This is a genomic window from Pseudomonas sp. BIGb0164 (assembly GCF_024810135.1).
GTDB lineage: Bacteria > Pseudomonadota > Gammaproteobacteria > Pseudomonadales > Pseudomonadaceae > Aquipseudomonas.
Genome location: NZ_JANUEA010000001.1, coordinates 252,784 through 262,310 on the forward strand (window position 1 = coordinate 252,784; position 9,527 = coordinate 262,310).

General features: G+C 60.4%; 6 protein-coding genes. 2 read left to right on the forward strand and 4 right to left on the reverse strand.

Going from position 1 to position 9,527, the window contains the following annotated elements; all coding sequences use genetic code 11:
* Positions 1-193: 193 nt before the first annotated feature.
* The 4 genes from M2394_RS01020 to M2394_RS01035 form a co-directional block, all read right to left on the reverse strand.
* Positions 194-1,609 (reverse strand): efflux transporter outer membrane subunit, encoded by a 1,416-nt coding sequence (locus tag M2394_RS01020; RefSeq protein ID WP_178923824.1) that lies wholly within the window; start codon positions 1,607-1,609, stop codon positions 194-196.
* Positions 1,606-4,785, reverse strand: a complete 3,180-nt coding sequence (locus M2394_RS01025; RefSeq protein ID WP_178923826.1) for an efflux RND transporter permease subunit — start codon at positions 4,783-4,785, stop codon at positions 1,606-1,608. The genes M2394_RS01020 and M2394_RS01025 overlap by 4 nt, the downstream gene beginning before the upstream one ends.
* Before the next feature lie 15 nt (positions 4,786-4,800).
* Positions 4,801-6,042: a multidrug efflux RND transporter periplasmic adaptor subunit MexE gene (mexE, locus tag M2394_RS01030; protein WP_178923828.1), complete on the reverse strand. Its 1,242-nt coding sequence runs from the start codon at positions 6,040-6,042 to the stop codon at positions 4,801-4,803.
* A 239-nt stretch (positions 6,043-6,281) separates the two neighbouring features.
* Positions 6,282-6,818, reverse strand: coding sequence for a sterol desaturase family protein (locus M2394_RS01035; protein WP_259171320.1), 537 nt, complete (start codon positions 6,816-6,818; stop codon positions 6,282-6,284).
* Positions 6,819-7,197: 379 nt separating this feature from the next.
* Here M2394_RS01035 and M2394_RS01040 point away from each other — a divergent pair, with 379 nt between their 5' ends.
* Positions 7,198-7,515 carry a hypothetical protein gene (locus tag M2394_RS01040; RefSeq protein ID WP_178923863.1) on the forward strand — a complete coding sequence of 106 codons (318 nt, stop codon included), beginning with the start codon at positions 7,198-7,200 and terminating at the stop codon, positions 7,513-7,515.
* A 281-nt stretch (positions 7,516-7,796) separates the two neighbouring features.
* Positions 7,797-9,518, forward strand: coding sequence for a ShlB/FhaC/HecB family hemolysin secretion/activation protein (locus M2394_RS01045; RefSeq protein ID WP_259171323.1), 1,722 nt, complete (start codon positions 7,797-7,799; stop codon positions 9,516-9,518).
* The last annotated feature ends 9 nt before the right edge of the window (positions 9,519-9,527 follow it).

Here is a 9,527-nt window from a genome sequence, read left to right on the forward strand (position 1 = left end):
GGTTGTGAGGCATTAAAGCCGGGCGGCGAGGTACAGCGCGGGACTAGGATATTACCTACGAAGGCCTTCTAATTTGACTTACAGAAGTTACTTTCAACATTTTAGGAAGTCCTGACAAAAAAAAGCCCCACGACCGAATGGGGCATGGGGCTAAAAATTGGCTGGATGCGACCAACCAAAGGAGCTCTTTACATCACTTGGCGCTGGCCACCACCGTGTCCGGCTGCCAGCCACCGCCTAGGGCCTTGTAGATCGCGACGATGCCGCGGTACAGGTCCACTTCGGCCTGGGCCTGGGAGTCTTCGGCGGCCAGGCGTTCGCGCTGGGCGTCGAGCAATACCAGGAAGTCCACGGTGCCTTCGCGATAACGAATCGCGGCGAGGTCAGCGGCGGCGCGGCTGGATTCGCTTTGACGAATCAGTGAGACCAGACGCTGTTGGCGCTTGCCGTAATCACTGAAGGCATTTTCCGACTCTTCCAATGCCAGCAACACTTGCTGCTCATAGGTCGCCAACGCGCCATCGGCCTCGGCATTTGCGCCGCGCAAACGTGCACGCACGCTGCCCAGGTCAAACGCTGCCCAGGTGATGCTTGGGCCCAGGGACCAGGCATTGGCGGCGGCTGAACCGATCTGCGAACCACGCCCTGCGGTAAACCCGAGGAAGCCGCTGAGGCTGACCCGTGGGAACAGGTCGGCCTTGGCCACGCCGATTCGCGCGGTGGCGGCGGCCAGTTTGCGTTCGGCACTGAGAATGTCCGGGCGACGTTGCAGCAGTTGCCCCGGGTCACCGATCGGCAACGCCTTGGCAATCGCCGGCAGGTCTTTGGGGCTCAGGTCCACGGTCAGCTTGTCCGGGCGCTGGCCGAGGAGGGTGGCGATGCGGTTACGCTCGCGCACTTGCTCGGCTTGCAGTTGCGGCACGCTGGCCTCGACGGCGGCCAGGCGTGCGTCAGCGCGTTCCACATCCAGCTGATCACCCACACCGGCGTCACGCAGGCTGACGGTGATGGCGCGGGATTCCTGCTGGTTCTTCAGGTTGTCCAGGGCGATGCGTTCGCGCAGTTGAGCGCCGCGCAGTTGCCCGTAAGCGTCCACCAGTTCGGCAATCATGGTGACTTGCAGTTGGTACAGATCGGCTTCGGCGACCTGTTGGTCAGCGTCGCTGGCCTCCAGGTTGCGGCGGATGCGGCCGAACAGATCCACTTCCCAGGCCATGTCCAGGCCCAGGTCATAACGCTCGCTGTTCACACGTTTGGTGGTCTGGCCCGGGATCTGGCCCTTGCCCACATCGCTGCTGGCGCGCGTGGTGACCACCGGCATGATGTCGGTAGCCACATCGTCACGGATGGCACGTGCCGCTCGCAGGCGGGCAAAGGCCACGCGCAGGTCGCGGTTACCGCTCAACGACTGGGTGACCAGCTGGTTGAGGGTCGGGTCGTCGAACTGCTGCCACCAGATGCCTTCGTACTTGGCGTGGTCGTAGCTCTTGGTGTCGGCGGCGGCCGTGATGTTGGCCGCCTCCAGCTTCTCGGTCTTGTAGTCCGGGCCCACGGCACAGGCACTCAGCGCCAGTACCAACAAGCTCGGCAGGAATACTTTTACGCTCATTGCTGTGTCTCCAGCTTCAAGGCCTTGGCCGCTTTGCGCGCTTCGCCGCGTTCGACATAGCGACGAATCAATACGTAGAACACTGGCGTCAGCAACAGACCGAAGAAGGTCACACCGATCATCCCGGAGAACACCGCCACGCCCATGGCATGACGCATCTCGGCACCGGCACCGCTGGACAACACCAGAGGCACCACACCCATGATGAAGGCGAAGGAGGTCATCAGGATCGGCCGCAGACGCAGACGGCAGGCTTCCAGTACCGCCGCGAGCGGATCGAGGCCTTCCTGCTGTTTATCCTTGGCAAACTCGACGATCAGAATCGCGTTCTTGCACGCCAAGCCCACCAGTACGATCAAGCCGATCTGGGTGAAGATGTTGTTGTCGCCGCCCGAGATGATCACCCCGGTGATGGCCGACAGCAGCGTCATCGGTACGATCAGGATCACCGCCAGTGGCAGGCTCCAGCTTTCGTATTGGGCGGCCAGTACCAGGAACGCCAGCAGTACGCAGAGCGGGAACACGAACAGCGCGGTGTTGCCCGAGAGGATTTGCTGATAGGTCAGGTCGGTCCACTCGTAGGTCATGCCATTCGGCAGTTCTTCTTTGAGCAGCTTTTCAATCGCGGCCTGGGCCTGGCCGGAGCTGTAGCCCGGTGCGGCGTTGCCGTTGATTTCAGCGGTGATAAAGCCGTTGTAGTGCATCACGCGGTCCGGGCCCGAGGTGTCGCTGACCTTGATGAAGGTCGCCAGCGGGATCATCTCACCTTTGTTGTTGCGTACTTTCAACTGGCCGATCTGGTCTTCATCCAGGCGGAACTGCTGCTCAGCCTGCACGTTGACCTGATAGGTGCGACCAAAGCGGTTGAAGTCGTTGGCATACAGCGAACCCAGGTAGATCTGCAGGGTGTCGAAGATGTCGCTGATCGCCACGCCGTGGGTCTTGGCCTTTTCGCGGTCGATGGCAGCATCGACCTGGGGCACGTTGACCGTGTAGCTGGTGAACAGGCCGAACAGCTCCGGCGTGGTACGGCTCTTGGTGATGATGTTCTGGGTTTCTTTGTACAGCTCGTCATAACCCAGGTTGCCACGGTCTTCGATCTGCAGGCGGAAACCACCAATCGTCCCCAGGCCCTGTACCGGCGGCGGTGGGAAGATCGCCATGTAGGCTTCCTGGATACTGCTGTATTTGCCGTTCAGCGCACCGGCAATCGCACCGGCCGACATGCTCGGGTCTTTACGCTCGTCGAACGGCTTCAAGGTCACGAACACGATGCCGCTGTTCGGGCTGTTGGTGAAACCGTTGATCGACAGGCCCGGGAAGGCTACGGCACTTTCCACGCCCGGTTGCTTCAGCGCGATGTCAGACATGCGCTTGATCACGTCTTCGGTGCGGTCCAGGCTCGCGGCGTCCGGCAATTGAGCGAAGGCCACCAGGTACTGCTTGTCCTGGGCCGGTACGAAACCGGTGGGCGTGTGGGCAAAGCCCAGCCAGGTCAGGACCATCAGGCCGGCGTACAGGAACAGTGCGATACCACTGCCGCGAATCACTCGGCGAACGGTGCCGACATAACCGTGGCTGGCTTTCTCGAAGAAGCGGTTGAACGGGCGGAACAACCAGCCACCCAGCAATTTGTCGAGGAACCGCGAGAACCCGTCCTTCGGTGCATCGTGACCCTTGAGCAACACGGCCGCGAGGGCAGGGGACAAGGTCAGCGAGTTGAAGGCCGAAATCACCGTCGAGATCGCAATGGTCAAGGCGAACTGTTTATAGAACTGCCCGGTCAATCCGCTGATGAACGCAGCCGGGATAAACACCGCGCACAGCACCAGGGCCGTGGCAATGATCGGACCAGTCACTTCACTCATGGCTTTTTCAGTGGCCGGGAACGGTTCCAGGCCCAGTTCGATGTTCCGCTCGACGTTCTCCACCACCACGATGGCGTCGTCTACCACGATACCGATCGCCAGTACCAGGCCGAACAGCGACAGGGCGTTGAGCGAGAAGCCGAACAGGTGCATCACCGCAAACGTACCGATCAACGATACCGGCACTGCCACCAACGGAATGATCGAGGCGCGCCAGGTCTGCAGGAACAGGATCACTACCAATACAACGAGGATCAGCGCTTCGAACAGGGTGTGAACCACCGCTTCGATGGAGCCACGCACGAAGATGGTCGGGTCATAGACAATGCTGAAGTCCATGCCTTCCGGGAAGCTCTTTTTCAGCTCCGCCATCTTGTCGCGCACTTCGTTGGAGATCTCGATCGCGTTGGAGCCCGGGCGTTGGAAGATCGGGATCGCCACGGCCGGCTGGTTGTTGAGCAACGAACGCAAAGCGTACTGGCTGGAACCCAGCTCTACCCGTGCGATGTCCTTGAGGCGCGTGATTTCACCATTGTCGCCAGAGCGAATGATGATGTTCTCGAACTCTTCCTCAGTCACCAAGCGGCCCTGAGTGTTGATCGACAACTGGAAGCTGGTGGCATTCGGTGCAGGTTGTGCACCCAAGGCACCAGCGGCCACTTGGCGGTTCTGCTCGCGGATCGCGGTCACTACATCGGTGGCGGTCAAGTTGCGCGAAGCGGTCTTGTTCGGGTCCAGCCATACACGCAGGGAGTAGTCGCCCATGCCGAACAGTTGCACGTCACCCACGCCGCCCAAACGGGCCAGCTCGTCTTTGACATTGAGCAAGGCGTAGTTGGACAGGTAGAGCATGTCGTAACGCTTGTCCGGGGAGGTCAAGTGCACAACCATGGTCAGGTCGGGGGAGGCCTTGTCCACGGTGATACCGATACGCGTCACTTCCTCAGGCAGCTTTGGCTGAGTCCGCGTCACACGGTTCTGTACCTGCACCTGCGCGTTGTCCAGGTCAGTGCCCAGGGCGAAGGTGATGGTCAGGGTCAGCTTGCCATCCGCGGTCGACTGCGACGACATGTACAACATGTTTTCGACGCCGGTGATGGCTTGCTCCAAAGGGGCAGCTACGGTTTCACCGATGACTTTGGGGTTGGCGCCCGGGAAGTTGGCACGGACCACCACGGTCGGCGGCACCACTTCCGGGTATTCGCTGATCGGCAGCTTGAACAGCGAGATCGCACCGGCGATCAGGATCAACAGCGAGAGCACCGCTGCGAAGATCGGCCGCGAAATGAAGAACTTGGAAAAATTCATCTTGAGTTGTATCCCTTAACCGCGTGGAGTCGCGACGGCTGCGAGCTTGGGCGCGGCTTTATCCGGCGCCACTTGCTCCAGGTTGCTGGCTTCAAGCGCTTGTCGTTGTTGTGCCAAGGCGGCGAGGGTTTCCTTGCTGGCCATCGGGATCGTTTCCGGTGCAACCGGCGACCCCGGGCGAATGCGCTGCAAGCCCTTCACGACGATGGTGTCGTCCTTGTTCAAACCGCTGCGCACGATGCGCAGGCCTTCGATCTTCGGCCCCAGTTCCACCGCGCGGTAAGCCGGCTTGTCGCCGTCCATCACCAGCACGAACTTCTTGCCAAGGTCGGTGCCCACGGCTTCGTCATTGATCAGCACGGCGGAGTAGGTGCCGCTGCCAACCAATTTGAGGCGGGCGTACAGGCCAGGGGTGTATTCGCCTTTGCTGTTATCAAACACGGCGCGACCGCGGATGGTGCCGGTGGCCGGGTTGACCTGGTTGTCGACGAAGTTCATCTGGCCCAGGTGCGGGTTGCCGGTTTCGTTGGACAGGCCCAGGTACACCGGGGTGGTTGCGCCACGACGGCCTTCGCGCGCCAGTTCGGTGTACTTGAGGTACACGCGCTCATCGGCGTCGAAGTAGGCGTAGACCTTGTCGGTGGAGACCACGCTGGTCAGCGCCGTGACGTCGGCGGTCACCAGGTTGCCGGCGGTGATTTCGGCACGGCTGACGCGGCCGCTGATCGGCGAGGTCACTCGGGTGAAGCTCAGGTTCAGCTTGGCCAGGTCCAACTGCGCCTGGATACCGGCGACGGCTGCACGGGCCTCTTGGGCGGCGGTGGTACGCGAATCGGCGAGTTCGGCGGAGATCGCGTTGCTCTGACGCAGGCGTTCGCCCCGTTGCGCTTCGTTATCGCTACGGGTGGCGGCGGCTTTCGTTTGGGCAAGCTGAGCTTCGAGGCGGCGCACTTCAGCCTGGAACGGACGCGGGTCGATCTGGAACAGCAGGTCGCCTTTTTTCACCAGGGCGCCTTCGGTGAAGGCCACCTGATCGATCTGGCCCGACACGCGCGGACGAATCTGCACGGTTTCCGGGGCTTCCAGACGGCCGGTGAATTCGTCCCACTCGTTGACCGGTTGTTCCAGCACCTTGGCCACGCTCACTTTTGCGGGGGGCATGGCGGCCGCTTGTTCCGGGGCTTTACCGCATGCGCTCATCACCACCACGGCCAAAATCGCCAAGGGGAAGCGCATATGTTTGAGTGACTGTTCCATGAGGTGCATCCGCCAATGTATTTGAGATGGGCGGATCATGCGCGGCGATGTGCTATGTCACGAATCGAATGAAACAAAGGTAACTATCATTCGGAATGATATAAGCGCGAGGTCAGCCCTCTAGCATGGGCGTTTCGTTAGGGGGCTATCAATGGGCGTGATGACAAAAGAGTGTTGCCCAGGGTGCAAGGAACCTAGGGCAAGGTGCAAGGTCACGGCGCTCTGAGCTATTCCAGGCTTCATGCGCGTTCTTGATTTCCATCGAGCGCGTGAGTCCGAACGTAGGTGCGAAAAACATGATCCCACAGCGGCGAGGACACCCCGAAGTTCTTCTCCACACCCTTGCGGTGATGCAGGTCATGGTTGGCCACCAGCCGAGGAATCAGCGGGTATGCCCAATGCTCGGGACGGTGCATCACGTAATGCACCGCTATATAGAAGAAGTACCCCGCAACCGCCCCGGCGAACATCGACGTCAATCCGACGTACCACGCACACAGCAACAGCACGGCAAAGGTGGAACTGGTCTTCCAGCTGGATACGCCAATGTAAGCCAGCACATCCACATGATGAGTCCAGTGTTCGCGGCGATACAGCGAGTGAAACAGGAAGCGATGCGCCGAATATTCCACCAGCGTCCAGGCCAGCAGGCCTGCGACGATTTGAACGGGGTCAACGGGGGCGAGGTACAGCGCCAGCAGGATAAACAGGGGGACGGTGAAGAAGTCGAGGTAATACGCGACGGATGACATCAGCCATTTGTTTGAAGCGGCCATGGGCAGAAAATCCTTGTAGTGCTCAAGGGTTGAGTGAAGTGCCCGGCTCTCCAGGCAGGAAGACTATCCCTTGGGGATGATGCTACATGCTGTAGGAAAATTCCCAGCGCAATGGGTGTCCGGGATCACACTCTGGTGTTTACGTCGCTGAAGCGTTCGTGCCAGTCTCTCGGCAGGCGGCAAGGGGCCGCCTCGTACATCAGGAGATTGACGTGGCTAAGTACTTCGATAATTCAGGGCTGTTCAAGATGACTTCGTATCGCGGCATCCGCTCCACACGCAGCGCCATCACGGGCTGGGAGCTGAAAAACCTGTCCCTGAATACGAAGGAATTTTTGACATGTCCAAAGAACTACTCGGAGTTTCTGCTCTAGGCCTGATGGTATTGGGTGAGTTTTGTGCGATCTACAGCGAGGTAGCCACCGCCCGGCTTGCGCAAGTGGATAACGGCGCCTGGTCGGCCTTTGTCGTGCCGGTCCTGCTGATGTGCTTTGCAGGGTTGTGCCTGCTGGGGGCGTATTGGCTTGGCTATGTAGCGGTGGGTGACATTTGGGTGGTCACTGTGGTTTCCGTCACGTCGTTGTTGCTGCTTGAGCCGTTGGTGGTGTGGTGTCTGTTCCAGGAGATGCCGGGGCGCGGAGCGCTGGTCGGGTTTGTCCTGGGGGCGTTGGGGATGCTGGCTACGGTTTTGCTGTAGATGCATGCAGGCTGGCTCGAACCGCAATGGTCGAGCCAGTTGTTAATCCGCTATTCGCTCTTACCTGTCCTGTAAACCCTAAATGCATCAATGCTCAGCCAAAATGGGATTTCATCCGTTTGTTGGTTAAGTATTTGATGCCAAAAGATTAAATTCCCGACCATCCAATCTGAATGTTTCAGCTCTGAAACAATTTCGTACATTTAATTGACGCCATCAAAACGCCACCATAAGATCGCCGCAAACAAATAGTGGCACAAAGCCATTTAGAGGGATCTAAGATGTGGCGTTCGGTACGTCGGACCAGGCTCAGCCTGCTGTCCGCTTTTTTTTGCCTGGGCACAGCCAGCTTGGCTCAAGGCGCCACTCCACCGAACACGCCAGGCGTCACTGACCTGATCCGCGACCGCCAGGACCGCCTGCTCGAAGAGCAGCAACGCCGCCTCGAAGAACTCAAAGACCTGCCCGGCCAAACCGCCGCCCCAGCCAAGCCGGCAGCACCTGCCGACACCCGCTGCTTCCCCATCAACACCATCGAACTCAGCGGCGCCGACGCCCTGTCCGAAGGCGAGCGCGACAGCCTGCTCAAACCCTACATCGGCCAATGCCTCGGCGTGCCGCAGCTCAACGAGCTGCTCAAGGTCATCACCGATCATTACCTCGGTAAAGGCCTGGTCACCAGCCGCGCCTACCTGCCGCAACAGGACCTCTCCAGCGGCAACCTGAAGGTGCAGGTGATCGAAGGCCGACTCGAAGGGATGAAGGGCGAGCAGGGCAGCGGTATCACCGATCGCCAACTGGCCATGACCTTCCCCGGCAAATCCGGCGACTTGCTCAACCTGCGTGAAATCGAGCAGATGGTTGACCAGTTGAACCGCCTGCCGTCGAACCAGGCGCAGATGGAGTTGGCCCCCGGCAAGGCCGTCGGTGGCAGCGACGTGCTGGTGAAGAACGTCCCGCAGAAACCCTGGCGCGTCGGCCTGTCGCGCCACAACGGTGGCCAACGCAGCACCGGCGAACAGCAGTGGGGCGCCAGCCTGGACTGGGATAACCCGCTCGGCCTGGCCGACCAACTCTCCCTGCGCGGCGGCCATGATGCGGTCAGCGATCACCAGAAAACCTCGCGCAATTCGATGCTCAATTACAACCTGCCCTTTGGCTGGTGGAACCTCAATTACAGCTACAGCGAGTCCGAATACCGCTCCCTGGCCCAGGCCAGCAACTTCAACTTCAAGCAGTCCGGCGACAGCCAGAACCACCAGATGCGCCTGGAGCGGGTGGTCCACCGCGACTCGCTGAGCAAGACCTCCCTCAGTACCGGCGTGGCCTACCTGCGCACCAACAACTTCATCGAAGACAGCAAGCTGGCCCTGAGCAGCAACCGCTTGAGCGAAGCGCAATTCGGCGTCAACCACGGCCGACGCATTGGCGGCTCATTCCTCAACATCGACCTGGGCATGCAGGACGGCATCGGCGCCTTCGATGCCCAGGCCAATCACAACCCACGCCCGGGCCAACCGGATGCGCGCTACCGCAAATACACCGCAACGGTCAGCTACTTGTACCCGTTCAAACTGTGGGGCGAGTCGTTCAGTTTCAGCAGCCTGATGACCGGCCAGCGCAGCGAAGACGTGCTCTTCAGCCCGCAACGTATGAGCCTGGGCGGGCAGTCGTCGATTCGTGGCTACAAGGACCAGACCCTCAGCGGCGACAGCGGCGGTTACTGGCGCAACGACCTGCGCTGGAGCCGCCCGGTGACCTGGGCCTGGCTGCAACCGGTGTTCAGCGAATACGGCACCAGCCTCGGTTACGACCAGGGCGTGATCAGCCACGGCCGTTACAACGCCGAGCAGCATGGGCGCATGAGCAGCAACTCGGTCGACCTGTTTGCCCGCGGCCAGAACGTCGCCGCCACGGTCACCTTCGCACACTCTTTGGAAAGACCGGGGCCGATCACCGAGCGTGAAGCGCCGATCTATTTTCGCCTGGATTTCTTCCTTTAAATCTTTACC